General features: G+C 67.3%; 26 protein-coding genes. 15 read left to right on the top strand and 11 right to left on the bottom strand.

The window, feature by feature from the left end:
• Positions 1-3 precede the first annotated feature (3 nt).
• The 7 genes from fba to ACLFKU_RS16685 form a co-directional block, all read right to left on the bottom strand.
• Positions 4-1,041, bottom strand: a complete 1,038-nt coding sequence (gene fba, locus ACLFKU_RS16715; protein WP_410849792.1) for a class II fructose-bisphosphate aldolase — start codon at positions 1,039-1,041, stop codon at positions 4-6.
• A gap of 44 nt (positions 1,042-1,085) precedes the next feature.
• Positions 1,086-3,137, bottom strand: coding sequence for a transketolase (gene tkt / locus ACLFKU_RS16710; RefSeq protein ID WP_410849791.1), 2,052 nt, complete (start codon positions 3,135-3,137; stop codon positions 1,086-1,088).
• A gap of 46 nt (positions 3,138-3,183) precedes the next feature.
• A complete protein-coding gene (locus ACLFKU_RS16705) occupies positions 3,184-4,056 on the bottom strand; it encodes a phosphoribulokinase (protein ID WP_368586114.1) in 873 nt (290 codons plus the stop codon).
• A 45-nt stretch (positions 4,057-4,101) separates the two neighbouring features.
• The gene (locus ACLFKU_RS16700; protein WP_368586113.1) at positions 4,102-5,205 is read right to left on the bottom strand and encodes a class 1 fructose-bisphosphatase; all 1,104 of its coding nucleotides are present in this window, start codon (positions 5,203-5,205) and stop codon (positions 4,102-4,104) included.
• Positions 5,206-5,232: 27 nt separating this feature from the next.
• Entirely contained in the window at positions 5,233-6,228 is a 996-nt protein-coding gene (cbbX, locus tag ACLFKU_RS16695) for a CbbX protein (RefSeq protein ID WP_410849790.1), read from the bottom strand.
• Between the two features lie 61 nt (positions 6,229-6,289).
• The gene (locus ACLFKU_RS16690) at positions 6,290-6,718 is read right to left on the bottom strand and encodes a ribulose bisphosphate carboxylase small subunit (RefSeq protein WP_410849789.1); all 429 of its coding nucleotides are present in this window, start codon (positions 6,716-6,718) and stop codon (positions 6,290-6,292) included.
• A gap of 117 nt (positions 6,719-6,835) precedes the next feature.
• Entirely contained in the window at positions 6,836-8,335 is a 1,500-nt protein-coding gene (locus ACLFKU_RS16685; RefSeq protein WP_410849788.1) for a form I ribulose bisphosphate carboxylase large subunit, read from the bottom strand.
• A 419-nt stretch (positions 8,336-8,754) separates the two neighbouring features.
• On the opposite strand from ACLFKU_RS16685, the gene pqqA reads away from it, so the two are divergent.
• From pqqA to ACLFKU_RS16670, 3 genes are all read left to right on the top strand, one after another.
• Positions 8,755-8,898: a pyrroloquinoline quinone precursor peptide PqqA gene (gene pqqA / locus ACLFKU_RS16680; protein WP_410849787.1), complete on the top strand. Its 144-nt coding sequence runs from the start codon at positions 8,755-8,757 to the stop codon at positions 8,896-8,898.
• 105 nt (positions 8,899-9,003) lie between these two features.
• Positions 9,004-9,603 (top strand): DUF447 domain-containing protein, encoded by a 600-nt coding sequence (locus tag ACLFKU_RS16675; RefSeq protein WP_368586108.1) that lies wholly within the window; start codon positions 9,004-9,006, stop codon positions 9,601-9,603.
• Positions 9,604-9,626: 23 nt separating this feature from the next.
• Complete coding sequence (locus ACLFKU_RS16670; protein WP_410849786.1) at positions 9,627-10,370, top strand: (5-formylfuran-3-yl)methyl phosphate synthase; 744 nt, start codon at positions 9,627-9,629, stop codon at positions 10,368-10,370.
• A gap of 14 nt (positions 10,371-10,384) precedes the next feature.
• Here the strand turns inward: ACLFKU_RS16670 and ACLFKU_RS16665 are convergent, their stop codons facing one another.
• The 3 genes from ACLFKU_RS16665 to ACLFKU_RS16655 all read right to left on the bottom strand — a co-directional run bounded on the left by ACLFKU_RS16665 (position 10,385) and on the right by ACLFKU_RS16655 (position 13,285).
• A complete protein-coding gene (locus tag ACLFKU_RS16665) occupies positions 10,385-10,975 on the bottom strand; it encodes an aspartate kinase (RefSeq protein ID WP_176107471.1) in 591 nt (196 codons plus the stop codon).
• A 157-nt stretch (positions 10,976-11,132) separates the two neighbouring features.
• On the bottom strand, positions 11,133-12,245 hold the full coding sequence (locus ACLFKU_RS16660) for a hydantoinase/oxoprolinase family protein (RefSeq protein WP_410849785.1): 1,113 nt from the start codon (positions 12,243-12,245) through the stop codon (positions 11,133-11,135).
• Entirely contained in the window at positions 12,242-13,285 is a 1,044-nt protein-coding gene (locus ACLFKU_RS16655) for an ATP-grasp domain-containing protein (protein ID WP_368624041.1), read from the bottom strand. The genes ACLFKU_RS16660 and ACLFKU_RS16655 overlap by 4 nt, the downstream gene beginning before the upstream one ends.
• 16 nt (positions 13,286-13,301) lie before the next feature.
• Here ACLFKU_RS16655 and ACLFKU_RS16650 point away from each other — a divergent pair, with 16 nt between their 5' ends.
• From ACLFKU_RS16650 to ACLFKU_RS16595, 12 genes are all read left to right on the top strand, one after another.
• Complete coding sequence (locus ACLFKU_RS16650) at positions 13,302-14,051, top strand: HisA/HisF-related TIM barrel protein (RefSeq protein ID WP_410849784.1); 750 nt, start codon at positions 13,302-13,304, stop codon at positions 14,049-14,051.
• Between the two features lie 294 nt (positions 14,052-14,345).
• Entirely contained in the window at positions 14,346-15,725 is a 1,380-nt protein-coding gene (locus ACLFKU_RS16645) for a formylmethanofuran dehydrogenase (protein ID WP_410849783.1), read from the top strand.
• Entirely contained in the window at positions 15,722-17,416 is a 1,695-nt protein-coding gene (locus tag ACLFKU_RS16640) for a formylmethanofuran dehydrogenase subunit A (protein ID WP_410849782.1), read from the top strand. The genes ACLFKU_RS16645 and ACLFKU_RS16640 overlap by 4 nt, the downstream gene beginning before the upstream one ends.
• Before the next feature lie 10 nt (positions 17,417-17,426).
• Positions 17,427-18,398 carry a formylmethanofuran--tetrahydromethanopterin N-formyltransferase gene (fhcD, locus tag ACLFKU_RS16635; protein WP_410849781.1) on the top strand — a complete coding sequence of 324 codons (972 nt, stop codon included), beginning with the start codon at positions 17,427-17,429 and terminating at the stop codon, positions 18,396-18,398.
• A complete protein-coding gene (locus ACLFKU_RS16630; protein WP_410849780.1) occupies positions 18,395-19,231 on the top strand; it encodes a formylmethanofuran dehydrogenase subunit C in 837 nt (278 codons plus the stop codon). The genes fhcD and ACLFKU_RS16630 overlap by 4 nt, the downstream gene beginning before the upstream one ends.
• A 79-nt stretch (positions 19,232-19,310) precedes the next feature.
• Complete coding sequence (locus ACLFKU_RS16625) at positions 19,311-19,895, top strand: cytochrome b (RefSeq protein ID WP_368586099.1); 585 nt, start codon at positions 19,311-19,313, stop codon at positions 19,893-19,895.
• Positions 19,892-20,929: an alpha/beta fold hydrolase gene (locus ACLFKU_RS16620; RefSeq protein ID WP_410849779.1), complete on the top strand. Its 1,038-nt coding sequence runs from the start codon at positions 19,892-19,894 to the stop codon at positions 20,927-20,929. The genes ACLFKU_RS16625 and ACLFKU_RS16620 overlap by 4 nt, the downstream gene beginning before the upstream one ends.
• On the top strand, positions 20,926-21,840 hold the full coding sequence (gene pqqB / locus ACLFKU_RS16615; RefSeq protein WP_410849778.1) for a pyrroloquinoline quinone biosynthesis protein PqqB: 915 nt from the start codon (positions 20,926-20,928) through the stop codon (positions 21,838-21,840). The genes ACLFKU_RS16620 and pqqB overlap by 4 nt, the downstream gene beginning before the upstream one ends.
• A 76-nt stretch (positions 21,841-21,916) precedes the next feature.
• A complete protein-coding gene (gene pqqC, locus ACLFKU_RS16610) occupies positions 21,917-22,675 on the top strand; it encodes a pyrroloquinoline-quinone synthase PqqC (protein WP_368582216.1) in 759 nt (252 codons plus the stop codon).
• Positions 22,672-22,950 carry a pyrroloquinoline quinone biosynthesis peptide chaperone PqqD gene (gene pqqD / locus ACLFKU_RS16605; RefSeq protein WP_368581967.1) on the top strand — a complete coding sequence of 93 codons (279 nt, stop codon included), beginning with the start codon at positions 22,672-22,674 and terminating at the stop codon, positions 22,948-22,950. Before pqqC ends, pqqD begins: the two co-directional genes overlap by 4 nt.
• 4 nt (positions 22,951-22,954) lie before the next feature.
• Complete coding sequence (gene pqqE, locus ACLFKU_RS16600) at positions 22,955-24,193, top strand: pyrroloquinoline quinone biosynthesis protein PqqE (RefSeq protein ID WP_410849777.1); 1,239 nt, start codon at positions 22,955-22,957, stop codon at positions 24,191-24,193.
• Complete coding sequence (locus ACLFKU_RS16595; protein WP_410849776.1) at positions 24,190-24,852, top strand: response regulator; 663 nt, start codon at positions 24,190-24,192, stop codon at positions 24,850-24,852. The genes pqqE and ACLFKU_RS16595 overlap by 4 nt, the downstream gene beginning before the upstream one ends.
• Here the strand turns inward: ACLFKU_RS16595 and ACLFKU_RS16590 are convergent.
• Positions 24,822-25,820, bottom strand: a complete 999-nt coding sequence (locus ACLFKU_RS16590; RefSeq protein WP_410849775.1) for a histidine kinase — start codon at positions 25,818-25,820, stop codon at positions 24,822-24,824. The genes ACLFKU_RS16595 and ACLFKU_RS16590 overlap by 31 nt on opposite strands.
• Positions 25,821-25,862 lie beyond the last annotated feature (42 nt).

Below are 25,862 nucleotides of genomic sequence, written 5' to 3'. Positions count from 1 at the left end.
GCGTCAGTGATAGCGGCTCGCCATCGTGTCGAGCGGCAGCGGCTTGATGCGCGCCGCCTGCCCCGCGCAACCGAACGCTTCGAAACGCTCGATGCAGATCGCGCTAGCCGCGGCGGTGGCCGCCTTCAGGGCCGCGCGCGGATCGAACTCGGAGCGCGCATTGGCGAGCGATTTGCGCATCGCGCCGCTCATCGCGAGACGGATGTCGGTGTCGATATTGACCTTGCGCACGCCGTGCGCGATGCCGCGGCGGATTTCGTCGACGGGCACGCCGTAGGTGGTCGGAATCTCGCCGCCGTATTCGCGGATCACCGCGAGCCATTCCTGCGGCACCGACGACGAACCGTGCATCACCAGATGCGTGTCGGGAATGCGCGCATGGATATCGGCGATCCGGTCGATCGCGAGGATGTCGCCAGTCGGCTCGCGGCTGAACTTGTACGCGCCGTGCGAAGTGCCGATTGCGATCGCGAGCGCATCGACGCCGGTCGCGTCGACGAAGCGCCGCGCTTCGTCGGGGTCGGTCAGCAGGTGCTCGCGCGTCAGCTTGCCTGCTGCGCCGACGCCATCCTCCTCGCCTGCCGTGCCGGTTTCGAGCGAGCCGAGACAGCCCAGCTCGCCCTCCACCGACACGCCGACCGCATGCGCGGCGTCCACCACGCGCCGGCTCACGTCGACGTTGTAATCGTACGCGGCGGGCGTTTTCTGGTCGGGCAACAGCGAGCCGTCCATCATCACCGACGTGAAGCCCGAGCGGATCGCCTGCTGGCACACCGCGGGGCTCGCGCCGTGATCCTGATGCAGCACGAGCGGAATGTCCGGGTGCGCTTCGAGCGCGGCGAGCACCAGATGGCGCAGGTACGGCTCGCCCGCATACTTGCGCGCCCCGGCCGACGCCTGCAGGATCACCGGGCTATCGGTGGCCTCGGCCGCGCGCATGATCGCGTGAATCTGCTCCATGTTGTTGACGTTGAACGCGGGCACGCCGTAGTCGTGTTCGGCCGCGTGATCCAGCAGTTGCCGCAGGGTGATGAAGGCCATTGCGTGCTCCTCGATATGAAATGAAATCTTGTCGAGCGGCGTGCTCAACGCGCGCGATCCGCGACGCGCCGCGCTGCGTCGATCACCGCCTGCGCGTTCAGCCCGAAATGCTCGAACAACGCGGCGGCCGGGGCCGATTCGCCGAACGTATCGATGCCGACCACGCCGCCGTCGAGCCCGACGTATTGCCGCCAGAACGCGCGCACGCCCGCCTCGATTGCGACACGCGGCACGCCCGGCGGCAGCACGGCGTCGCGCCAGGCGCGCGGTTGCCGGTCGAACGCGGTGGTCGATGGCATCGATACGACGCGCGCGGCGATGCCGGCGGTCGCGAGCGGCGCGATCGCGTCGAGCGCGAGCGACACTTCCGAGCCGGTGGCGATCAGCACGACACGCGCCGGTTGCTCTTGCCCTCCGTCATCGAGCCAGTCGCGCAACACATAGCCGCCCCGCGCAATCGCGGCGATCTGCACGGCGGAGCGCGTGACGAAACGCAGGTTTTGCCGGCTCAGCAACAGACACGACGGTCCTTCCCGCTCCACCGCGCTGGCCCACGCCTGCGCGGTCTCGACGCTATCGCACGGACGCCAGACGTCGAGCCCCGGAATCAGCCGGAGGCTCGCCGCGTGTTCGACCGCCTGATGCGTGGGCCCGTCTTCACCGAGGCCGATCGAGTCGTGCGTGAACACGAAGATCGAGCGCGTCTTCATCAGCGCGGCCATGCGCAACGCGTTGCGCGCGTAGTCGGAGAAGGTCAGGAAGGTGCCGCCGAACGGCAGATAGCCGCGATGCAGCGCGATGCCGTTCATCACCGCGCTCATGCCGAACTCGCGCACGCCGTAGTGCACGTAGTTGCCGCCGCGTAAGCCGTTTTCATCGCTGCGCACGTCGACCGAGCCCGGCCAGTCCGTCAGGTTGGAACCGGTCAGGTCGGCGGAGCCGCCCAGCAACTCCGGCAGGCTGCGCGCGAGTGCGCCGATCGCCTTTTGCGAAGCCTTGCGCGTCGCGATCGATTCCGCCGCGCAATCCGCATCGCGCAGCAGCGCGCGAACCGTGTCGTGCCAATGCGCGGGCAAGCGGCCCTGCACACGCCGCTCGAATTCGGCGGCCTCCACCGGATAGTGCTGGCGATACGCATCGAAACGCGCGCGCCACTCGGCTTCCGCGGCGGCACCGCGCGCGCTCGCGTCGAAGTTCGCGCGAATCTCGTCCGGAATCTCGAACGGCGGATGCGGCCAGCCGAGCGCGCGGCGTGTGCGTTCCACCTCGTCGGGGCCGAGCGGCGCGCCGTGCACGTCGCGCGTGCCGGCCTTCGACGGCGCACCCTGGCCGATCACCGTGCGGCAGCAGATCAGCGTCGGCCGGCCGGTCGCGCGCGCCGCGAGCAACGCGCGATCGACCGCATCGACGTCGTGGCCGTCCACCTCGCGCACCACATGCCAGCCGTAGGACGCGAAGCGCGCGGGCGTGTCGTCGGCGAACCATTGCGCGACGTGGCCGTCGATCGAGATGCCGTTGTCGTCGTACAGCACCGTCAGCTTATCGAGCTTCAGCGTGCCCGCGAGCGACGCCGCTTCGTGGGAGATACCCTCCATCAGGCAGCCGTCGCCGGCGAACACGTAGGTGCGGTGATCGACGATTCCGTGCCCGGGCCGGTTGAACTCGCGTGCGAGCAACGCCTCGGCGAGCGCCATGCCGACGCCGTTCGCGAGCCCCTGGCCGAGCGGCCCGGTAGTCGTCTCGACGCCGGGTGTGACGCCCACCTCGGGATGCCCCGGGGTTTTGCCGTGCAACTGGCGAAAGCGCTTCAATTCGTCGATCGGCAGGTCATAGCCGGTCAGATGCAGCAGTCCATACAGCAGCATCGAACCATGTCCGTTCGACAACACGAACCGATCGCGGTCTGGCCACGCGGGATTGCGCGGGTTGTGCTTCAGATGCCGGTCCCACAACGCGACCGCGATCTCGGCCATGCCGAGCGGCATGCCGGGGTGTCCCGACTTCGCGGCTTCCACCGCGTCGATTGCGAGCATGCGCAGCGCGTCGGCCATCGGGCGCGCGGCGGGTGCGTCAAGCGGTTGCGCGACTGCGCTCATCGAAATTCTCCTTGCGAAACGAACGTCGGCAGGGGCAGCGTTGTGCTCAAGCGCGCGAGCGCCGGTCGATCAGTTGCAGGATCATCGGCGTGAAGATCAGTTGCATCGCGAGCCCCATCTTGCCGCCCGGCACGACGATCACGTTCGGGCGCGACATGAACGAGTCGTGCAGCATCGTCAGCAGATACTGGAAGTCGATGCCCTTCGGCCGCGCGAAGCGGATCACCACGAAACTCTCGTCCGGCTGCGGAATCTCGCGGGCGGTAAACGGATTCGACGTGTCCACGGTCGGCACGCGCTGGAAGTTCACATGCGTGCGCGAGAACTGCGGGCAGATGTAGTTCACGTAGTCGGGCATACGGCGCAGGATCGTGTCGACCACCGCTTCGTGCGTGTAGCCGCGCATCGTCTGGTCGCGGTGCAGCTTCTGGATCCATTCGAGATTGATGATCGGCACGACACCGATCAGCAGATCCGCATGCCGCGCGATGTTGACCTTGTCGGTCACCGCCGCGCCATGCAGCCCTTCGTAGAACATCAGGTCGCTATTGGCCGCGACGTCCTCCCACGGCGTGAAGGTGCCGCTGTCCTGCTTGTACAACTGCGCTTCGGCCGCGTCGTGCACGTAGCGACGAAACTGCCCGCCGCCGTTTTCGCCGTAGCGCGTGAACAGGGTTTCGAGTTCTTCGAGCAAGTTTGCTTCCGGCCCGAAGTGACTGAAATTCGGCACGCCGTCGCGTTCGCGCTCCTGCATCGCCGCGCGCATGCCGTTGCGGTCGTAGCGATGGAACGCGTCGCCTTCGACGATCTGCGCATTGATGTGCTCGCGTCTGAAGATATGCATGAAACTCTTCATGACGGTGGTGGTGCCCGCGCCGCTCGAGCCGGTCACCGCGATGATCGGATGTTTGACTGACATACGTTTGTCTCCGGATGACTGGTTCTTCGTCTCGTGAGCCGCTGATCACGCCGTGAAATCCGGCAGGAACAGCGAGCGCGTGCCGAACAGCGGCGACGAGAACGGCTTGTCCTCGCCGCGGTCGTATTCGCCGTGATAGCGCGCAATGCGCTCGACCTCGTTCTTCGAGCCGAGGATCACCGGCACGCGGCCATGCAGCGCGCGCGGCGCGAGCTCGAGAATGCGCTCGCGGCCGGTAATCGCGAGACCGCCCGCCTGCTCGACCAGAAAGCTCATCGGGTTCGCCTCGTAGAGCAGACGCAGGCGCCCTTCCATGGCCGGCGTTTTCGAGTCGCGCGGATACATGAACACGCCGCCGCGCATCAGGATGCGATGCACTTCCGCGACCATCGACGCGATCCAGCGCATGTTGAAGTCGCGCGCGCGGCAGCCGCTGCGGCCGTCCTTGCACTCCTGCACGTAGCGGCGCACGGGCGGCTCCCAGAAGCGCTCGTTCGATGCGTTGATCGCGAACTCGCCGGTTTCTTCCGGAATCCGGATGTTCGAATGCGTGAGCACGAAGTTGCCGATGTCGCGCTCCAGCGTGAAGCCGTGCGTGCCGTTGCCGACCGACAGCACCAGCATCGTCGAGGGTCCATACACGGCGTAGCCGGCCGCCACCTGTTCGCAGCCCGGCCGCAGGAACGCGGCTTCGCTGCTGGCATCCTCCGCCGGATCGCGGGTGCGCAGTACCGAAAAGATCGAGCCGACCACGCCGTTGATGTCGATATTCGACGAGCCGTCGAGCGGATCGAACGCCAGCAGATACTCGCCACGCGGATACTCGGGCGGAATCGGGTACACGTGCTCCATTTCCTCCGACACCATCGCGGCCAGCAAGCCGTCCCACTCGCATTGCTGAACGAAAATCTCGTTGGTGGAGACGTCGAGCTTCTTCTGCTCCTCGCCGTGCGTGTTGAGCGTTTGCGCGGAACCGTAGTTGCCGCCTAACGCGCCCTTGGTCAGCATCGCCGAGATCGATTTGATGGCGGCCGCGACGTCGATGAGCAGCGCGGAGAGTCCCGCCGTGTCCCGCGTGCTTTCCGTACACGGCGGGCGATCGAGCGTGTCGATCAGGAACTTCGAAAGTGTCGTGCGTCCGTCCTGCATGGCGTTCTCCTTCGATGGTGCCGTGATTCAGCCCGGCGGCACCGTGACGGCGCGCGCGGTGGAAGGCGGTGGCGAGGACGGCTGCATGGGCTCGTCGAATACGCGGCTCGCGCGCACGTCGGCGGCGTCGATCAGCGTCAGCGTGGCGGCGTCGATCGGCTCGCCACCCTGCAACGCGCTCGCGAACAGGCGGTTCGCCTGGCGCAGCCGCGCGCGGTCGAGCGCATTGCGCACCGAGCGCGCGTTGGCAAAATTCGGTTGACGGATGCGGCGCGCCAGATAGTCGGCGAACGCGCAACGCGACGCGGCATCGAAGCGGTAGTGCATGGTGTCGAGCATCCGCTCGGCGATCTCGAGCAGTTCGGTTTCCTCGTAATCGGGAAACGTGATGTGATGCGCGATGCGCGAGCGGAAACCCGGATTGCTCTCGAAGAACACTTCCATCCGCGACGCGTAGCCGGCCAGAATCACGACCAGGTCGCTGCGCTGGTTTTCCATCGTCTGCAGCAGGATTTCGATCGCTTCCTGCCCGTAATCGCGCTCGTTCTCCGGGCGATACAGGTAATACGCTTCGTCGATGAACAGCACGCCGCCCATCGCGCGCTTCAGCACGTCGCGCGTTTTCGGCGCGGTATGGCCGATGTACTGGCCGACCAGATCGTCGCGCGTCACCGACACCAGATGATTGCGGCGAATGTAGCCGAGCCGGTGCAGCACCTCGGCCATGCGCAGCGCGACCGTCGTCTTGCCGGTGCCGGGATTGCCGGAGAAGCACATATGCAAGGTCGGCGCGCCGCCCGCGAGACCGAGCGAAGCCCGTGCGCGTTCGACCAGCAGATGCGCGGCGACTTCGCGAATGCGCGTCTTCACGGGTGCGAGCCCGACCAGATCGCGTTCGAGTTCGCCGAGCACGTCGCCGATGCCCGAGTCGCGGTACAGCGCCGCGAGGTCGATGTGGGGGGTGGCGTCGTCGCTGTGCGCGGTGAACGCGGGCAATGCGTCCACGATGGCGGCGTCAGTCATTGCTCCTCCTTGCTGCGGGTTGTCGTGTGCCTGGCTTGCACCCTCGTGCCCGGTCAGCGGCTCAGCCCGTCGCTCCGTAGCGCTCGCCCGCCGGCCGGTCGGTCGCATAGCCCGTCGTGCTGTAGCGCTGCATGCGCCCCTGCGCATCCTGACGCGACAGACGGAAGCCCGGCTCCGCATCCGGCCGGTTGACGATGAACGACAGGCGCATCGTCTCGAAGGTGCGCTCCGAATCGAAGGCGTTGACCTTGATGTAGTGCTGCGGCCGCGCCTCGCGACAGGCCCGGACCTCCTGCAAGACGCCTGCCGCGTCGTGCAGGTCGAACATCGGCAGACCCCACATTTCCCAGTACGTGTTGCGCGGGTGCGGGTCGTCGGTGAATTCGACCGAACAGGCCCAGCCCTGGCGCAGCGCATAGTCGATCTGCAGGCCGATTTCCTCGTCGGTCAGCTCGGGCAGAAAAGAAAACGTTCCTTGGGTAATACGCATGACGAACCTCGTTGATGGATGTCGCGTTCAGAACGGTGTCAACGGCGCCCCGCGCGGTGCCGTGGCACCGCGTTGCGGATGCGCTCGTGAAGCGCTGGCGAGTAACGCTCGGCTCTCTTAGGCCGCGGTCGGTGTGGCGGCGAAATCGGGCGTGTCGGTCGACGCGTAGTTGAAAGTCACGTCGCGCCACGTATCGAGCGCCTGCTTGAGCGGCGTGCACCAGCGCGCGGCGGCTTCGAGCACGTCGGGCCCTTCGCGCAGAATGTCGCGGCCCTCGTTGCGCGCCTTGACCATCGCTTCGAGCGCGACGCGATTCGCGGTCGCGCCGGCCTGGATGCCGGCCGGATGGCCGATCGTGCCGCCGCCGAACTGCAGGATCGCGTCGTCGCCGAACAGGTCGAGCAGTTGATGCATCTGCCCCGCGTGAATCCCCCCCGAGGCGACCGGCATTACCTTGCGCAAGCCGGCCCACGGTTGCTCGAAGAATAGGCCGCGCGACAGGTCGACCGCGTTGTGCGCGTCGCGGCACACGTTGTAGTAGCCCTGCACCGACAGCGGATCGCCTTCGAGCTTGCCGACCGCCGTGCCCGCATGCGCATGATCGACGCCCGCCATGCGCAGCCATTTGGCGATCACGCGAAACGAGATGCCGTGATTGCGTTGCCGCGTGTACGTGCTGTGCCCCGCGCGATGCAGGTGCAGAATCATGTCGTGCTTGCGGGCCCAGCGCGACATCGACTGGATCGCGGTCCAGCCGATCACCAGATCGATCATCACGATGCACGAGCCGAGCTCCTTCGCGAATTCGGCGCGCTCGTACATGTCCTCCATCGTGCCGGCCGTCACGTTCAGGTAGTGCCCTTTGACCTCGCCGGTTTCGGCCTGCGCGCGGTTCACCGCTTCCATCGCGAACAGGAAGCGGTCGCGCCAATGCATGAACGCCTGCGAGTTGATGTTCTCGTCGTCCTTCAGAAAATCGAGGCCGCCGCGCAGGCCCTCGTACACCACCCGCCCATAGTTCTTGCCCGACAGACCGAGCTTCGGCTTGACCGTGGCGCCGAGCAGCGGCCGTCCATACTTGTCGAGCCGTTCACGCTCGACGACGATGCCGGTCGGCGGCCCCTGGAAGGTCTTCAGATAAGCGACGGGAATGCGCATGTCTTCGAGCCGCAACGCCTTCAGCGGCTTGAAGCCGAACACGTTGCCGATGATCGACGCGGTCAGGTTCGCGACGGAGCCCTCTTCGAACAGATCGAGTTCATACGCGATGTACGCGAAGTACTGCGGCTCGTCGGCGCGCGACACCGGCACCGGTTCGACGCGGTACGCCTTCGCGCGATACATGTCGCAGGCGGTCAGGCGGTCGGTCCACACCACCGTCCACGTCGCGGTCGAGGATTCGCCGGCCACCGCGGCCGCCGCTTCCTCTGGTTCGACACCGGGTTGCGGCGTGATGCGAAAGAGCGCGATCACGTCGGTCTCTTTCGGTTCGTAGTCCGGTTGCCAGTAACCCATCTCGCGGTATTTCATCACGCCCGCCGCGTACCGCTCGCGCGGATTGTGCGGATCGCGCGCTTGATGTCCGGGCTGGATCGGCGGTTGACTGAAATCGTTCATGACGTGTCCTCGAAGGTGGCAAGCGCACTGCCGGAAGAACGAAGCGCTTGAGTTGCACTGTAGGCATGGACACGCCCAAGGGGAATTCACGATTTTATTTGGCAGACTTAATGGATCGATTATCGCTATCACATCGTTAGTTTCTTTTTCACGCCATGAAACGGCAATGGGAGCAGAATCGCTTAGTGTGGGGGAGGGGCACGGCGTGACAGCGCAATCGGAATAGCGAATCGCGTGGAACACTTTGCTTCGTTTCCGCCACAACGCGCGGACGGTTGCGTCTGGCAACCCGCGCAAGCGCCAGGGCGTGGCGCAATTCGCCGAGCGCTGTATTAGCGCTCGAATCCGCGCCCGCCTGGCCAGCCGGCACACGCACGGGCATGGAGATTGCGTGATGCCGGCTGCTGTCGACATCTGGCATGAAATTTCGCCGGGCCGGCGGCTCAGAGCAGTTCGAACCGCAGTTTCAACCGAAGGAGGAAGCACGTATGCAATGGACGACTCCGAGCTACACCGACGTACGCCTCGGTTTTGAAATCGTGATGTATGTCGCTACGCGTTAAGCCCGCAACCGGGCCGCACGCCGCGGCCCCTTTGCGGTTCCCGTTTGTGTTTGACCTCTGCTGACGGCCGGCCTTCCGGCGCTGTCGGGACAAGCGTTCCCAACCATGATCCACGAAACGATCGTCACCACGGCAGCGTGCGATGGCCGTCCTCATATCGCGCCGATGGGCGCGCGCTACGAGGGTGAGCGCATCATCCTTTCGCCTTTCCGACCGTCGGTTACGCTCGACAACATCGTCGCGACGCGCTCGGCCGTGCTCAATTTCACCACCGACGTGCGCATCTTCGCGGGCTGCGTCACGCACTACGCGACCGATTGGCCGACCGTGGCCGCAAGTCGTGTCGCGAGCGTGCGGCTGGCCGAATCGCTGGCCCACGCCGAACTCGAACTCGACGAACTGCAAGACGACAAAGAGCGCCCGGTACTGGTGATGAAATGCGTGCACCGCGAAAACCACGCGCCGTTCGCGGGCTTCAATCGCGCGCAGTCGGCGGTCGTGGAAGGCGCGATTCTGGTAAGCCGGCTTTTCATGCTGCCGGCCGATAAGGTCGATCGCGAAATGGCGTATCTGCAGATCGCGATCGACAAAACCGCCGGCGACAACGAGCGCACCGCATGGGGCTGGCTCGTCGCCGCGGTCGCGCGCTACCGCGCGAATCTGGAAGGGGCGGCCAATCACGCCGCCACGTCCGCCCATCACTGAACCCGTTTGCCGGGAGAACCCTGATGACCGCATTGCTTGCGAGCGTCCGCTCGGATGAGGAAGCATTCGACGCCGCACGCGCCGGCGCCGAGCTGATCGACCTGAAAGAACCGAACGACGGCGCGCTCGGCGGCCTGTCGATCGGCGCCATTACCAACATCGCGCGACAGCTGCGGGCGCGCTATCCGGTCAAGCCGATCAGCGCGACGATCGGCGACGTGCCGGCCGACGCGTTCGACGAGATCGCCACGCGCGTGATCGACGTTAGCGACGCCGGCGTCGACTATGTGAAGGTCGGGGTCGCGCCGGGACCTGCCGCGCGGCGCTGCATCGAGCAGCTCGCGAATCTGCCGGCCACCGTCGTGCCGGTGCTGCTATGCGACGGCGGCATGGACGACGACCTCGTCAGCCACACCGCGGCGCTCGGCTTTGCCGGCCTGATGTTCGATACCGCGAGCAAGGACGGCGGCACGCTGTTCGATCACGTCGATGTCGACTCGCTCGCGCGCTGGTTGCGGCTCGCGCGTCAGCGCGGCGCAATGGTCGGCATCGCCGGTGCGCTCGGCTGGGCGCAGTTGCCGCAGATCCGCGCGCTGGCGCCCGACGTGGCCGGTTTTCGCACCGCGCTGTGCGCCGACGGGCGCCGCTCGCGGCTCGATCCCGAGCGCGTCGCGCAATGGGCAAGCGCGTTGCACCGGCCGGCTGGCGAAATCCGCGTCGATGGCGGCGCACCGCTGCCGGGCTCGACGAGCGCGACGCGGCTCTAAGGTTTAGCCATCCCTCACATCACCGGAATATTCAGCAAACGGTCGCGCATCAGCGCGACGTTGCTCTTGTCGAGCAGTTCGACCACATAGTTCGCATCCGTCACGTAGTCGACGAACTTGCGGTCGACCACCCCCGACGCGGCCAGCATTTCGAGCGGATCGTCGGCGGCGATCGGACAGGATTTGACGACGATCAGCCGCTCCGCGTTGAGCATCGTCGATAGCCAGGCGGCAAGGCTGTCGGAGGTCGTATCCCAGTTGCTCATCGCGTCGGGCGTGTCGCGCATCAGCGCGGTCGGCACCCACACGGCGACGTGGCCGTCGCGCAACGTGCGGCGAATCTTCGCCTCGCTCGACGCGATCACCAGTTCGGGCGACACACCTTGCATCAGCAGCGCATATTGCGTCATCGCGAGCAGACACATGTTGTGCGCGGCCAGATCGTCGAAGTTCCACTCGCCCTGATACTGCCGCACCTTGTCCGCGAAATCGCCGCCGCCGGGCACGATCACCACGCGTCCGCCGCCGACTTCGCATAGCTCGCTGAGCCAGTGGCGCAGTGCCGGGTCGTGACTGAGGCTGCCTCCGATCTTGACCACCCACATGACTGTTGTCCTCGCGTCCAGTTGAGTGCCCGGCCGGGTCGCGTCGATTCGCAACCTCGTTCATCACCGAACTTGTCCCGCTCGCCCAATCGTCCCGACTGTCCCTCTTTGCGCTACTCGTGCGCTGGCGCCGCGTCTTCGGGCGGCGCCGCACCGGTCAACTCATGCCGCGCGCGGCGACGCCACGCGCGCTTCGCCGCTGCGCTCCCGGTTCGCGCGCCGCGAGCAGCGCGACCGCCACGCTCGGCGCGCAGGTCGCCCCCCACGCCGCGCTGGCATCGGGCACGCCCGCCAACGCGCCGAAGTCGATATAGCCGCGCGCTTCGTCGCGCGCCAAGGCGGCGACGAGGAAGCGGCCGCAGCCCGCGCCCACCAGCGGCGCGGCCGCGAGCGCCGGCTGCGCGGCGACCACGCGCATCAGGTTCGCGCCGATTTCGCGCACCTGCAGCGCGCGCCAGCGCCGCGCAAAGTGCAGCCATTCGAGGTCCGACGCGTCGTGCGCGTCGTGCCCGATCATGCGCGCGAGCCGCGCGCGGCTCGCCGCCGGCGTCTTCGGCCCCTGGTCGGCGCTCGGCTGCACGTCGTGCAGCGGGTCCAGTTCGCCCGTCAGCCGGTAGACGTCGGCGGTGGTCGCAAACCATTCGTTCATCACGTTCAGCGTGGCGCCGCCGAATTCGATCCGATGCGCGACGCCGCACAACGGCGTGCGCACGACGCCGTGATACACGAGTTCGCCGCTCGCGAGCCGGCCCGCATCGGTCGCGCCACGCGCGACGACCCGGCCGTCGACGATCGGAATGATGTCGGTGGTGGTGCTGCCGATGTCGATCAGCAGCGCGTTCGGCATGCGGGTAGCGACCCAGCTCGCGGTCGCGAGCCAGTTCGCCGACGCGATCTGGCGCCAGCCGGCCGCGCAGTCGTCGGCGGCGAGCCAGCCGGCGTCGCCGGCGTAGAAACGCAGTGATGAACCGAGCCGCTGCGCGAGCGCGGCCACGATCGCGCGCACGCCTTCGGCGCGATCCGCGAACAGGTCGACCATCTCGCCGGTCATCGTCACCGCATGCCGCGCGGCGCCCGTGCGCGCCTGCGGCCAGCGCTCGAAGACGAGGTCGATCGTGCGGTGCAGATGGTCGAGACCCTGCCACAGCGGACACGGCCATTGCACGACGTCGTGCACGGCATCGCTGCCGTCGATGAGTGACACCTTCACGTGCGCACCGCCGACGTCCCAGCCGAACCGCACCGCCGAGTTCGAACGGGCGGGGCTCAAGGACGCACCTCGAATGTGAGCGGATTGGCGCGCGGCGCACCGCAGCGCTCGAGTCGCACGCCATGCGCGGCCAGCAGCGCGCGCGTCAGGCCGCTGCCGCGCACCGCCGACAGCCCCGCATAAGCGACCGTCAAACGCGGATTCACTTCGATCACGACCGGCCCTCGCTGCGGATGCCATACGACATCGATGCCGACGAAGCCGCGCAAACCCGGGATCGCCCGCGCGACGCGATGCGCGAGCGTGTCGAGCGCGCGGCCCATGTCGCTGTGCTGGTCGATCTGATCGACCAGCACGCCGTCGAACTCGACGATCCGCGCCACCTCGCCCGGCGCGTCGCCGCCGCTCAGCCCGATCTGCTGACGGTTGATGCTGAGCAGCTTGGTCGCGTCGCCGCGGCAGATCAGCGACAGGCTCAACGGCTCGCCATCGACCCACGCTTGCAGCACCGGATTGCGCCCGGCCGCCGCGCGCGCTTCGTACTCGGCGCAGGCATCGGCGAGGCGTTCGTAGACGATCGTGTCGAGGCCGCCCGCGCCGTCGTCCGGTTTCACGACCCAGCGGCCGCCGTGCTGCGTGGCCGGGTCGCCGGGTTCGAGCGCCGGCGTCGTCGCAATGCCATGCGCGGCAAGACACGCCGCGGTCGCGCTCTTGCTCGACGCGACGCGGATCGCTTCCTTCGCGCAGCCAAGCCAACGGGCGGTGCCGACCGCATCGTGAAAGCGCAGCAGCAGGTCGTCGCATTCCGGCGCGACCACCCACGCGTAGTCGTGCTCGCGCGCCACGCGCGCGACGAACGCCGTCATCGATTCGCCGGGTGCGGCCATACAATGAGCGTCGCCCGCCGCTGGTGTTTCGAAGCGCGAGGTCGCGAACGTGACGTGCACGCCGTCCAGTTCACGCAAGGCGGCGACCAGTGCGTCGCGCATCACGCGTCCTTCGACGATCAGCGCGCTCAAATCGGCGAGACTGCCTGCGCCGGCGAGTTCGGGGTCGATGCCGCCGCCGGTGAGATACTCATAAACAAAGATCTTGGTCAAAGGAAAGCGCCCCTCTATGCAGGTGATACCTGTTCTCGATCTGCTCGACGGTCAGGTCGTCCGCGCGGTACGCGGCGAGCGGAGCGCCTATCGGCCCATCCGGTCCCGCCTCGTCGCGACGAGCGACCCACTTGCTACCGCCCGCGCGCTACTCGAAGCCAGCGGCGCGCGCACGCTCTATATCGCCGATCTCGGCGCCATCCTGCAGCGCGGCGCGCATGCTTCGACGCTTGCCGCGTTGCGTGCCGCGCTGCCCGGCATCGAACTGTGGCTCGACGCGGGTTTCGCGGACTACGCATCGATGCGCGCGCTGTTCGAGCGCATCGACGCTGCTGTTGATCAACTCGACAGCCCTACTGCCAATTCAATCCCTGCGACCCTCGTGCCGGTCTTCGGCTCGGAGACGCTTCGCGAAATCCGTGCCGTGCACGCGGCGCAGCGCGCCGGCCTCGCGCCGATCCTGTCGCTCGATCATCGCGCCGGCGAACTGCTCGCCGCGACCGCGCTCGATCGCTCGTCGGCATGGTGGCCGTCGCGCGTGATCGCGATGACGCTCGACCAGGTCGGCAGCTACGCCGGCCCCGATCTCGCGACATTCGAGCGCCTGCGCGCGCAAGCCGCCGCTCACACGACGCTGATCGGCGCGGGCGGCATCCGCAATCGCGCCGATCTGGCCGCCGCGGCCGCCACCGGCGCAAGCGCCTGGCTGGTGGCGTCCGCGCTGCACGATCGGCAGATCGACTGCGCGCCTTCCGATTCGGCGTAGGCCTTCCATACAATTTCCATGCCACGCGTTCTGACAGCGCTGTCTGTAAACGCAACACAAGCCGGACAGTTTGCGTGTGACACTCTGCTCCAGAACGGCACACATTTTGTATGGCGCAGCGGGCCTTTGAACCCGCGCGCCGACGCACGATCGGGCACGCTCGTCGCCGGTACCTCGCGCAGGTTGATCGCTGAATGCAAAGCAGCATGACCGTAAGCGCGGCCCGCTTCAGCGCGGTGCTCGCCCGCTGACGATTCGTAGAAAGATCGGCATGGAGCTTGCTAAACCTGGCCCATGCATAGTCCCGCCACCGATCCATCGACCCCTGGCCCGAGCGCAACCCGCGCCGCGACGCTCACACGCGACTGGATCTGTCCGTTCTGCCCTTTGCTGTGCGACGACCTGGTCGCCGCTTCCCACGACGACGGCACGCTCGAAGTGCCCGACACCGAATGCTCGCGGCTCGCTCACGCGCTAGCGCAGTACGGCGGGACGGATGCGCAATGCAGATGCGTGGTCGACGGCAGCGAAGTGGACATGGATACCGCGCTGGCGAGCGCCGCGCAGTTGCTCGCGAACGCGCGCCGCCCGCTGTTCGGCGGCCTCGCGACCCATGTCGCCGGCACCCGCGCGTTGTATCCGCTCGCCGCCGCCTGTGGTGCGATCCTCGATCATCTGCACGGCGATGCGCTGACGCCCGCGACGCTCGCGTTGCAGGATCGCGGCGCGTTCTTCACGACGCTCTCCGAAGTGCGCGCGCGCGCCGATCTGCTGGTGTTCTTCGGCTGTCAGCCGTCGCTGCGCTACCCGCGCTTCTTCACGCGCGCGCTGGTGGGCACCGAACTCGCGCGCGAGCTGGTCTTCGTCGGCTGCCAACCGGACCCGGCGGCGGCCGGTTTGGCGCAAACGCGTATCGACTCGCTGCTGCCGGACGCCGAGCCGTATGACACCCTCGCGCTGTGGTCGGCGCTCGCGGAAGGACGCGACGCGGCCGCGCTAAGTCACGGCGATGGCAGCCACGCCAACGTGGCAACCGCGCTCGCGTCACTGCACGCACGCATCGCCAGCGCGCGCTACGCAGTGGTCGTCTACGAACCGGCCGCGCTGCCCGCGCCGCACGCGGCGCTGCTGATCGAAGCGCTAAACCGGATCGTCAAGGCCGTGAATCGCACGACGCGCGCGGCATGTGTCGCGCTCGGCGGTGACGATGGCGCGCTGACGGTCAACCAGACCGTCACGTGGCTGTCAGGCTTGCCGCTGCGCACGCGCGTGTCGATGCCGGCGCGCGTCACCGGCGCCGCGCCGCTCGATCACGATCCGTATCGCTATCGGACCGCGCGGCTGCTCGCCGAACGCGAAGTCGATGCGCTGCTGTGGATCGCAGGCTTCGAGCCGCATGCATGGCCCGCGTCGCTCGATCCCACGATGCCGCTGATCGTGCTCGGTCACCCTGCGCTCGCGAATGCCGCCAAGGCACGCGGCGCGAACACGGTGTTCGTGCCGGTCGCGACTCCGGGCATCGATAGCGGCGGGCATCTGTTTCGCGTCGACGGTACGGTCGTGATGCCGCTCACTGCGGCGCGTGGTGCTGCGCTGGAATCTGTGGCGTCGATTGCCGCGCAGTTGCACGAACGACTGAGCGAACGATCGAATCCGCGCGAGGATCGGCCATGACTCTCGTTCGGCTCAAGGGCGGCACGCTGTTCGACCCGATCAACAACGTCAACGGCGAACGCCGCGATCTCACGTTCCGCGACGGCCGCATCGTCGATGTTCCCTCCACCACCCCCGTCGATCGCGAATACGACGCGACCGGCATGATCGTGATGGCGGGCGGCATCGATCTGCATTCGCATATTGGCGGCGGCAAAACCAATCTGTCGCGTTTGTTGCTGCCCGAGGACCATCGCGCCGACGCGCCTCGCGAGGCCGCCTACGAAGCCGCGCGCGACGACAACGGCCGCTATCTGCGTCTGCCTTCGTGCGGCGTCTGCACGCCGGGCACGCTAGCGACCGGCTACCGCTACGCCGAAATGGGCTACACGGCCGCGTTCGAACCAGCGATGATGCCGTCGAACGCGCGCCACACGCACCTCGAAATGGGCGACACGCCGATCATCGATCACGGCGCGTACGTGATGCTCGGCAACGACGAACTGTTCCTGCAAATGCTCGCCGCACGCGACGACTTCGAACGTCTGCGCGACTACGTCGGCTGGACGATCAACGCGAGCAAGGCGCTCGGCGTCAAGGTAGTCAACCCCGGCGGCATCTCCGCGTTCAAGTTCAACCAGCGCTCGCTCGACGTCGACGAACCGCACGCGCACTACGGCATCACGCCGCGCGACGTGCTGCGCACGTTGACGCGCGCGCTGACCGAGCTGCGCGTACCGCATCCGCTGCACGTGCATACGAGCAACCTCGGCGTGCCCGGCAACCTCGCATCGACGATCGCGACGATGGACGCCGCCGACGGCCTGCCGATCCATCTGACGCATATCCAGTTTCACAGCTACGGCACCGCGGGCTCGCGCAAGTTTTCGTCGGGCGCGCTGCAGATTGCCGAGGCGGTGAACGCGCGGCCGAACGTGTCGATCGACGTCGGCCAGATCATCTTCGGACAGACCGTCACGGCCTCCGGTGACACGATGATGCAGTTCCGCAACGCGCCGCTCGCGCGGCCGCACAAGTGGGTAGTCGGCGATATCGAGTGCGACGCGGGCTGCGGCGTGCTGCCGTTCCGCTATCGCGAACAGAGCTATGTGAACGCGCTGCAATGGATCATCGGGCTCGAAATCTTTCTGCTCGTCGACGACCCGTGGCGCGTCGCGATGACCACCGATCATCCGAACGGCGGCCCGTTCACGAGCTATCCGCATCTGATCCGCCTGCTGATGGATAAAGCGTTTCGCGATGAGCAGCTGGCGAAGCTGCATCCCGAAGCGCAGGTTGCCAGCGCGCTGCCGGAACTCAAGCGCGAATTCTCGCTGTACGAGATCGCGATCATCACGCGCGCCGGTCCCGCGCGGTTGCTCGGTCTGCGCGATCGTGGCCATCTCGGCGCGGGCGCGGCGGCGGACATCGCGGTTTATCGCGACGAGCCGGACCGCGAGCGGATGTTCACGTCGCCCGCGTATGTGTTCAAGGACGGCGAACTGGTCGCGCGCGACGGCACGCTGGTCGCGACGCCGACGGGCGGCATCCATTTCGTCGCGCCGGAGTTCGATCGCGGTATCGAGAAAACGCTGCGCGCGTATAGCGACGCTAATCTCGCGAGCAACTTCGCGCACGCCACGATCAGCGACGACGAAGCCTGCCGCTGCTGCCGCGGCGGGCGGCTGTTGCCCGTCGAATGTCTAACCTGACGCGGCCACGATGAACGCTCCCGCCCCGCTCGAAATCAACGGCACCGCGATCGACGCAACCTTCGCCGAAGCCTTCCCGATGAAAGCGACCCGGCTCGTGATCACCGCGCACACGCCGACGTGGGCGATGCACGCGGCGAACTCGCTGTCGGGCTTCGCGACCTCGGTGATCGGCTGCGGCTGCGAGGCGGGCATCGAGCGCACGCTCGCGCCCGACGCGACGCCCGACGGCCGGCCCGGTGTCGCGGTGCTGCTGTTCGCGGTGTCGACGAAGGAACTGGCGAAGCAGATCGGGCGGCGTGTCGGCCAATGCGTGCTCACCTGCCCGAGCACGGCCGTCTACAGCGGCATCGATCCGGCCACGAGCCGCGCGCCGCTGTCGGACCCAGCGCCGCTCGGCAGCGGGCTGCGCTTTTTCGGCGACGGCTGGCAGGTCGCCAAGATGATCGACACAGGGAACGGCCCCACGCGTTACTGGCGCGTGCCGGTGATGGACGGCGAGTTCGTCTGCGAAGACACGGCGGCGACGGTCAAGGCCGTCGGCGGCGGCAACCTGCTGCTGCTCGCGCGCGACCAAGGCGCGGCGCTCGCCGCCGCCGAAGCCGCGGTCGAAGCGATGCGCCGGCTGCCGAACGTGATCATGCCGTTTCCCGGCGGCATCGTGCGGTCGGGCTCGAAGATCGGCTCGAAGTACGCGGGCGCGACTGCGTCGACCAACGACGCGTTCTGTCCGAGCCTGATCGGCCTCGCATCGCGCAGCGAGTTGAGCGCGGACGTGGGCTGCGTGCTGGAGATCGTGATCGACGGTCTGACCGACGCCGACGTCGGCGCGGCGATGACGGCCGGTATCGGCGCGGCGACCGGACTCGGACGCGCGGCCGGCGTGCTGCGCATTTCGGCGGGCAACTACGGCGGGAAGCTCGGGCCGTACCACTTTCATCTGCACGAGCTGGCGGCGGGACTCGACGGGGGACGCGCATGAGCACGACCACGTTGCGCGTGAAGACACCGCCCGGCTTTCGCGTCGATGCGGCCGCGCTGTCACCGGCGGCACTGGTCAGCATGAGCGAGGCCGAGATCGAGCGCATCGTGCTGCCGGCCGGCAACGAGCGCTGCGTGGTCGGCGACGTATTCGAGGTTGTGCGCGATGACGCGCCCGCATCCGGCGACGACATGGCCACGCTGCTGATCGACGGCGCCGCTCGGTGGCTCGACCGGCTCGGTGCGCAGATGGACGGGGGGCGGCTCGTCGCGCGCGGCCCGGTCGGCGACTACAGCGGCTTCAGGATGAGCGGTGGCTTGCTTGAAATCGACGGCGACGCGGGGCACTTCACCGGTTGCGAAATGCGCGGCGGACGCGTGACGGTGCGCGGCGACAGCGGCGACTTCGCCGCCGGCGCGGTGACGGGCGACATGGAAGGCATGAGCGGCGGCACGCTGACGATTCACGGCAACGCGGGCGCGCGGCTCGCCGACCGGATGCGCCGCGGCCTCGTGCTCGTCGGCGGCAACGCGGGCGACTTCGCGGCGTCGCGGCTGGTGGCGGGGACCGTCGGCGTGGCGGGGCAACTGGGCGCACACTATGCGTATGCGATGAGGCGCGGCACGCTGCTGCTCGCGCAACGACCCGAGGGTTTGCCGCCCCCGACGTTCACCGGCGGCGGGCACGGTTTCGACGTATTCTGGTCATTGCTCATACGCAGCCTCGCGGCCGAAATCGCGCCGTTTTCGCAGTGGCGCGCGGACCGTCTGCCGGTTCGTTTTACGGGCGACCTCGCGGTCGACGGCCGCGGCGAAATCCTGATCGCCGGCTGAGGCGGCTATGTCAGCCAGGACCGAAACGGTGGTCGAGAAAAAAGAAACGTCCCGCCACGATGTTGCATGGAGACAGCGCATGACGACAGCGGATTCACGAAACGCGAAGCCTGATATCAACGTCAACGCAACTGCCCGCGCCGGCGGCCCGCGCTATGCCGCGCTGCTGATCGCGCTGCACTGGCTGATCGCGCTCGGCATCATCGGCCTGCTCGCGCTCGGCCTCTATATGGTCGGATTGCCGAAGGGGTTGCCTGTCAAAGCGACGCTGATCAATCTGCACAAGTCGCTCGGACTGACGGTTTTCCTGCTGGTGCTTTTGCGCATCGTCGCGCGGGCAGTCCTTCACCGGCCTGCCCTGCCGCCGATGCCACCGTGGCAACGCGCCGCCGCGCGCACTACGCAGGGTCTTTTATACGTCTGTATGGTGGCGATGCCGCTCGCCGGGTATCTCGGCTCGTCGTTCAATCGCTACGGCACGCGCTTCTGGGGCATCCTGCTGCCGAAGTGGGGCTGGGACGACGCGCATCTGCGCGACCTGTTCTTCGGCCTTCATCATGCGATCGGCTATGCGCTGATCGCGCTGATCGTGCTGCACGTGGCGGGCGCGTTCAAGCATCAGTGGATCGATCGCGACAACCTGCTCGCGAGGATGCTGCCATGACGATGCGAAGCTCGTCGCGCCCGACGCAGGCAGCCGCCGCGCTCGAAGGCCATACGCTGCGCACGCGCGATGGTCATCGGGTGTGGTACGCGCTCGCCGGCGCGCGCGACGGCGTGCCGGTCGCGGTGCTGCACGGCGGCCCCGGCAGCGGCAGTCAGCCCGGTGTGCTGCGGCTCTTCGATTTGCGGCGATTTCGCGTCGTGCTGATCGACCAGCGCGGCACCGGTGCGTCGACGCCGCACGGCAGCGTGCGCCACAACCGCACCGACTATCTGATCGCCGATCTCGAAGCGATTCGCGTGCGGCTCGGTTTCGCGCGCTGGGGCGTGCTCGGCGGATCGTGGGGCGCGGCGCTCGCGCTCGCGTATGCGGGACAGTGTCCGCAGTCGGTCACGGGCGTCGTGCTGCGCGGCCTGTTCCTGACTTCCGCGCGCGAAGTTCGCGGTTTGTTCGTCGCGTCGCGCAAGCGCGCGCCGCGTGCGTGGTCGCGACTGCGTGACGCTGCTCGCTGCGACGAGCCCGCAACGCTGGCCGCGCGATGCGGCTCCGGCTTGCAATACGGCGCGAACGAAGCGCGTCAACGTTCGCTCGCGCTGGCCTGGCGCGGTTACGAAAACGCGGTGCTGGCGAGTGCATCGCCGCGAGGCGCCGCGGCGCAACGACGTGGGGTCCTGCGAAACGCACACGATTCCCAACCCCACGCCCGCAAGCTGATCGGCAAATACCGGATTCAGGCGCACTACCTCGCGCATCGCTGCTGGCTCGGCGAAACGCGTTTGCTGTCGCTCGCGCGCCGCGCGGCGGCGGCCGGCGTGCCGATCGCCGCCGTGCATGGCGCGCGCGACCCGGTGTGTCCGCACGGCAATCTGCGGCGGCTGTCGCGCGCGGTGCCGTCGGTACGCGTCGAGTCTGTGAGCGCGGCCGGCCATCTGGCGAGCGACCCCGCGCTGCATGCACGAGTCGCGCAGGTGCTCGCCGAGATGTTCATTCCCACCATCGACAAGGAGCGCAGCAGCATGCGTCACGCGGCATGAAGATCAAGGTACTCGGCTCGTCGGCGGGCGGCGGTTTTCCGCAGTGGAACTGCAATTGCCGCAATTGCGACGGCGTGCGTCGCGGCACGGTGAAGGCGACGCGCCGCACGCAGTCGTCGATCGCGGTCAGCGCGAACGGCGAGGACTGGCTGCTCGTCAATGCGTCGCCCGATCTGCTCGCGCAGATCGCCGCGCATCCCGAGCTTCAGCCAGCGCGGCGCGCGCGCGACAGCGGCATTGCCGCGGTGCTCGTGATCGACGCGCAGATCGATCACGTGACCGGCCTGCTGATGCTGCGCGAACGCGACACGCCGCTGCCGCTGTACGCGACCGATGCGGTCTGGCAAGACCTGCGCTCAGGCTTTCCGGTCGCGCCGATCCTGTCGCACTACTGCGGTGTCGAGCATCGCCGGATCGCGCTAGACGGCGCGCCGCTCGCCGTCGACGCGCTGCCCGGCATCCGCATCGACGCGCTGCCGCTATCGAGCAAGGCGCCGCCGTACTCGCCGCATCGCGAAGCGCCCGAGCGCGGCGACAACATCGGGCTCGTGCTGACGAACCTGCAATCGGGCCAGCGCGTGTTCTACGCGCCGGGGCTCGGCGCGATCGAGCCGCACGTGCTCGCGGCGATGCGCGAGGCCGATCTGCTGCTCGTCGACGGCACGCTGTGGACCGGCGACGAAATGATCCGCCTCGGCCTGTCGAAGAAGACCTCGGCGGATATGGGCCATCTGCCGCAGAGCGGCGCGGGCGGCATGATCGAAACGCTCGATTCGCTCGACGCGAAGCGCAAAGTGCTGATCCATATCAACAACACGAATCCGATCCTGATCGAAGACGGCCCCGAGCGGCGCATGCTAGGCGAGCATGGAATCGAGGTCGCGTACGACGGAATGAGCTTCGAGCTTTGAAGTGCGCAGTAAAGAGTGCGGAGAGATGAGGTAGCCAGGCGCGGCTGTGAACGACGATAAAACGGAGACGGACGGCATGAACGCGAAAGACATTCAGGACACGACACCGACACGCGACGCAAGCGCAGCGGGAACCCAGGTCGTCGACCGACCCGCCTGGAGCCGTGAGGAATTCGAAGCGCAATTGCGCGCGAAGGGCACCGCCTATCACATCCACCATCCGTTCAACGTGAAGATGAATAGCGGCGGCTGCTCGCGCGAGCAGATTCGCGGCTGGGTCGCGAACCGCTTCTACTATCAGATCAACATTCCGCTCAAGGATGCGGCCGTGCTGTCGAACTGTCCGGACCGCGCGACGCGCCGCCGCTGGGTGCTGCGTATTCTCGATCACGACGGCTACGAAGGCGCGGAAGGCGGCATCGAAACCTGGGCGCGTCTCGCCGATGCGGTCGGTCTCACTCGCGACGAATTGTGGTCGCTCGAACACGTGACGCCGGGCGTGCGCTTCGCCGTCGATGCCTATGTGAATTTCGCGCGCCGTGCGCCGTGGCAGGAAGCGGTGTGCTCGTCGCTGACCGAGATGTTCGCGCCGCAGGTGCATCGCGACCGGCTCGCGAGCTGGCCCGAGCACTATCCGTGGATCGAGCCCGAGGGTCTCGCGTACTTCCGTTCGCGCATTTCCCTAGCGCAGCGCGACGTGCAGCACGGACTCGAAGTCACGCTCGCCCATTTCACGCGACGCGATCAGCAGGAACGGGCGCTCGAAATCCTGCAGTTCAAGCTCGACATTCTGTGGACCATGCTCGACTCGATCGAGAAGGCGTTTCCGCAATGAACGACACCACACGCGCCGACCCCGCCACGCCGCTCGCGATCGCGAAGCCATTCCGCCTGCAATGGGAGCCCGCGCAGAACGCGCACGTGCTGCTGTATCCGGAGGGCATGGTGAAACTCAACCAAAGCGCCGGAGAAATCCTCAAGCGCTGCGACGGCACACGCGACATCGATACGCTGATCGCCGAGCTCGAACAGGCGTTCAACGCGACCGGCATCGGCAACGAGGTGCGGGCTTTCATCGCCGACGCGCATGGGCGCGGCTGGCTGGAGTAGCGCGATGACCGATCTTTCTCAACCCGGTTCTCAACCCGGCGCGCAACCGCAAAGCAGCGCGGCCGCCGCGGTACCGCCGCCGCTGTGGCTGCTCGCGGAGCTGACCTATCGCTGTCCGCTGCATTGCGCGTTCTGCTACAACCCGCTCGACTACACCGATCACAACCGCGAACTGACCACCGGCCAATGGCTCGACGTGCTGCGCGAGGCGCGCGCGCTCGGCGCGGTGCAGCTCGGCTTTTCCGGTGGCGAGCCGCTGGTGCGCGACGACGTCGAAGTGTTGGTCGAAGAAGCGCACAGGCTCGGCTTCTACACGAACCTGATCACGTCGGGCGTCGGTCTCACCGATCAGCGCCTCGGCGATCTGAAGGCGGCCGGGCTCGATCACATCCAGTTGTCGTTCCAGGACTCGACGCAGCAGCTGAATGACTTCCTCAGCAGCACGCGCACGTTCGAGCTGAAGCAGCGTGTCGCCGCCGCGCTCAAACGGCACGGCTTTCCGATGGTGATGAACTGCGTGCTGCATCGCTACAACCTGCCGCACGTCGACAAGATCATCGAGATGGCGTTGGCTCTCGGCGCCGAATATCTGGAGCTGGCGAACACGCAGTACTACGGCTGGGCGCGCGAGAACCAGGCGCAACTGATGCCGACGCGCGAGCAGCTCGAAGAAGCCGAAGCGGTGGTCGCGCGCTATCGCCAGACTCATGGCGAGCGCTGCAAGATCTTCTTCGTCGTGCCCGACTACTTCGAGCGGCGCCCGAAGCGCTGCATGAACGGCTGGGGCGCGGTGTTCCTCGGCGTCGCGCCCGACGGCGCCGCGCTACCGTGTCACGCGGCGCGCGGCCTGCCCGGCCTGACGCTGCCGAACGTGAAGGACATGCCGTTGCGCGAGATCTGGTACGAGAGCGACGCGTTCAATCGCTTTCGCGGTTTGCAGTGGATGAAAGAGCCGTGCCGCAGCTGCGACGAAAAGGAACACGACCTCGGCGGCTGCCGCTGCCAGGCATTCCTGCTGACCGGCGACGCGGCCAACGCCGACCCTGTCTGCGACAAATCGCCGTTTCACGAGAACGTGGTCAAGATCGTGCGGCAGGCGGCGTCGGAATCCGCGGCGACAGCAGCCGCCCGCGAACAGCCGATCCTGTTCCGCAACGACGCCAACTCGCGCAAGCTCGCGGCGGCTTCCTGCGAGCCCGACGCCGCCGGCGACAACCGAGCATCACCCGGAGCCCAATCATGAGTGCCGACACCATCTCCGTTCTGCTCGTCGACGATCATGCGGTCGTGCGCGAAGGCTACCGGCGTCTGCTCGAACTGAACGACGACGTCGAGGTGTGCGGCGAAGCGGCCGACGCAGCGCAGGCCTACCAGCGTTTTTGCGCGCTGCGGCCCGATGTGGTCGTGATGGACGTGTCGCTGCCGGGCGCGAGCGGCATCGAAGCGATGCGGCGCATGCTCGCGCGCGAGCCGGATGCGCGCGTGCTGATCTTCAGCGTGCACGAGGAATCGATTTTCGTGCGGCGCGCGCTCGACGCAGGCGCGCTCGGCTACGTGACCAAGGCGAGCGCGCCCGATGTGCTGGTCGAAGCGGTGCGCTCGATTGCGCGCCGCGCCGGCTATCTGAGCCGGGACATCTCGCAGGCGCTCGCGCTGCGCACCGCATTCAACGAAGGGCCGCCGGGGCGTCAGTTGTCCGCGCGCGAGTTCGAGGTGCTGCGGCTGCTCGTGCAGGGCTATACGCTGCCGAGCATCGCCGAAAAGCTCGGCTTGAGTCAGAAGACGGTGGCCAACCATCAATCGGTGATCCGGCAGAAGTTCGGCGCCGACAACGGCGTGCAGCTCGCGCAGATGGCAAGCCGCCTCGGGCTTCAGTTCACGGGCTCGGCCAGTCCCGCTTGAGCGGATACGCGCGCGCATAACAGAAAACCGCGCTGCGGCTCGCTCGCGACGTGAAACTCGCCGCCGAGCGCCTCGACGCGCTCGCGCATGCCGATCAACCCAAGCCCGCTGCGCGGCTTCGTCAGATCGGTGCCGGGGCCGTCGTCGGCCATCGTGACGACGATCTCGTCGATCTGCGTGCCGTTGTCTTCGCGCGGCGCACGCACCAGGAACAGTTCGACGCGCGAGCGGCGCGCGAACTTCGACACGTTCGTGAGTCCTTCCTGCACGAGCCGGTATAGCGTGATCGTCAACGCATCACTGAGGCCGCTGAAGTCCCCTTCGATCGTCACCGAGAACGACGCGTCGGGCAAACGCTCGCGCCAGCCGTCGACGCAATGTTCGAGTGCGGTCGGCAAGCCGAATTCGTCGAGACCAATCGGCCGCAGGCGGCGGATCATGCCGCCGATCTCGCGGTACACGTGCGTCGCGCTCTGTATCAGCCCGAGCGCGATGCGATGAATCTCCGGCTCGCGCTCGCCCGATAGATCGCGGATGCGCGCCGCGTCGAGCGACATCGCGTTCAGATATTGACCCAGCTCGTCGTGCAGCTCGCGCGCCATATGGCGGCGCTCGAGTTCCTGTGCCTGCAGCGCCTGACTGGCGAGGCGCCGGTTGTCCGCGAGCAGCTGTTCGGCCTGTTCCTCGAGCATGCGGCGGTGGCGCGCTTCGCGGCGCGCATCGCCATAGCGTCGCCACGCGAACCACGCGAGCGCGAACGACAGCACGAACAGCGTGCCGGGCAACTCGTCGAGCTGGAAGCGCTCCATGCCGCGCGTGAAGCGGTAGATCTTCTCGCTCAGATCGAAGGCGGCGCCGAGCGCCGCAGCTAGCGCGGTCACGGCGACGACCCAGCCGAGGTCGCGCCATATCGGTGACGATGGCGGCGGGCGGCCAGCAGAGGAGGAATGGATCGGTTCGCTTGACATGACGCTTGCATTCTACTCAGCGACGGCACGCGCAGCGGGTTT

Origin of the sequence: Paraburkholderia sp. EG304, assembly GCF_046543485.1 — a bacterium.
GTDB lineage: Bacteria > Pseudomonadota > Gammaproteobacteria > Burkholderiales > Burkholderiaceae > Paraburkholderia > Paraburkholderia youngii.
The sequence above is the reverse complement of the archived record's forward strand: the minus strand, read 5'-3'. Positions and strand labels throughout refer to the sequence as shown.

Excerpts from the sequence above, each read along its gene's own strand:
- fba (WP_410849792.1), bottom strand. The coding sequence starts at position 1,041 with ATGGCCTTCATCACCCTGCGGCAACTGCTGGATCACGCGGCCGAACAC.
- tkt (WP_410849791.1), bottom strand. The coding sequence starts at position 3,137 with ATGAGCGCAGTCGCGCAACCGCTTGACGCACCCGCCGCGCGCCCGATG.
- ACLFKU_RS16705 (WP_368586114.1), bottom strand. The coding sequence starts at position 4,056 with ATGTCAGTCAAACATCCGATCATCGCGGTGACCGGCTCGAGCGGCGCG.
- ACLFKU_RS16700 (WP_368586113.1), bottom strand. The coding sequence starts at position 5,205 with ATGCAGGACGGACGCACGACACTTTCGAAGTTCCTGATCGACACGCTC.
- cbbX (WP_410849790.1), bottom strand. The coding sequence starts at position 6,228 with ATGACTGACGCCGCCATCGTGGACGCATTGCCCGCGTTCACCGCGCAC.
- ACLFKU_RS16690 (WP_410849789.1), bottom strand. The coding sequence starts at position 6,718 with ATGCGTATTACCCAAGGAACGTTTTCTTTTCTGCCCGAGCTGACCGAC.
- ACLFKU_RS16685 (WP_410849788.1), bottom strand. The coding sequence starts at position 8,335 with ATGAACGATTTCAGTCAACCGCCGATCCAGCCCGGACATCAAGCGCGC.
- pqqA (WP_410849787.1), top strand. The coding sequence starts at position 8,755 with ATGAAATTTCGCCGGGCCGGCGGCTCAGAGCAGTTCGAACCGCAGTTT.
- ACLFKU_RS16675 (WP_368586108.1), top strand. The coding sequence starts at position 9,004 with ATGATCCACGAAACGATCGTCACCACGGCAGCGTGCGATGGCCGTCCT.
- ACLFKU_RS16670 (WP_410849786.1), top strand. The coding sequence starts at position 9,627 with ATGACCGCATTGCTTGCGAGCGTCCGCTCGGATGAGGAAGCATTCGAC.
- ACLFKU_RS16665 (WP_176107471.1), bottom strand. The coding sequence starts at position 10,975 with ATGTGGGTGGTCAAGATCGGAGGCAGCCTCAGTCACGACCCGGCACTG.
- ACLFKU_RS16650 (WP_410849784.1), top strand. The coding sequence starts at position 13,302 with ATGCAGGTGATACCTGTTCTCGATCTGCTCGACGGTCAGGTCGTCCGC.
- ACLFKU_RS16645 (WP_410849783.1), top strand. The coding sequence starts at position 14,346 with ATGCATAGTCCCGCCACCGATCCATCGACCCCTGGCCCGAGCGCAACC.
- ACLFKU_RS16640 (WP_410849782.1), top strand. The coding sequence starts at position 15,722 with ATGACTCTCGTTCGGCTCAAGGGCGGCACGCTGTTCGACCCGATCAAC.
- fhcD (WP_410849781.1), top strand. The coding sequence starts at position 17,427 with ATGAACGCTCCCGCCCCGCTCGAAATCAACGGCACCGCGATCGACGCA.
- ACLFKU_RS16630 (WP_410849780.1), top strand. The coding sequence starts at position 18,395 with ATGAGCACGACCACGTTGCGCGTGAAGACACCGCCCGGCTTTCGCGTC.
- ACLFKU_RS16625 (WP_368586099.1), top strand. The coding sequence starts at position 19,311 with ATGACGACAGCGGATTCACGAAACGCGAAGCCTGATATCAACGTCAAC.
- ACLFKU_RS16620 (WP_410849779.1), top strand. The coding sequence starts at position 19,892 with ATGACGATGCGAAGCTCGTCGCGCCCGACGCAGGCAGCCGCCGCGCTC.
- pqqB (WP_410849778.1), top strand. The coding sequence starts at position 20,926 with ATGAAGATCAAGGTACTCGGCTCGTCGGCGGGCGGCGGTTTTCCGCAG.
- pqqC (WP_368582216.1), top strand. The coding sequence starts at position 21,917 with ATGAACGCGAAAGACATTCAGGACACGACACCGACACGCGACGCAAGC.
- pqqD (WP_368581967.1), top strand. The coding sequence starts at position 22,672 with ATGAACGACACCACACGCGCCGACCCCGCCACGCCGCTCGCGATCGCG.
- pqqE (WP_410849777.1), top strand. The coding sequence starts at position 22,955 with ATGACCGATCTTTCTCAACCCGGTTCTCAACCCGGCGCGCAACCGCAA.
- ACLFKU_RS16595 (WP_410849776.1), top strand. The coding sequence starts at position 24,190 with ATGAGTGCCGACACCATCTCCGTTCTGCTCGTCGACGATCATGCGGTC.
- ACLFKU_RS16590 (WP_410849775.1), bottom strand. The coding sequence starts at position 25,820 with ATGTCAAGCGAACCGATCCATTCCTCCTCTGCTGGCCGCCCGCCGCCA.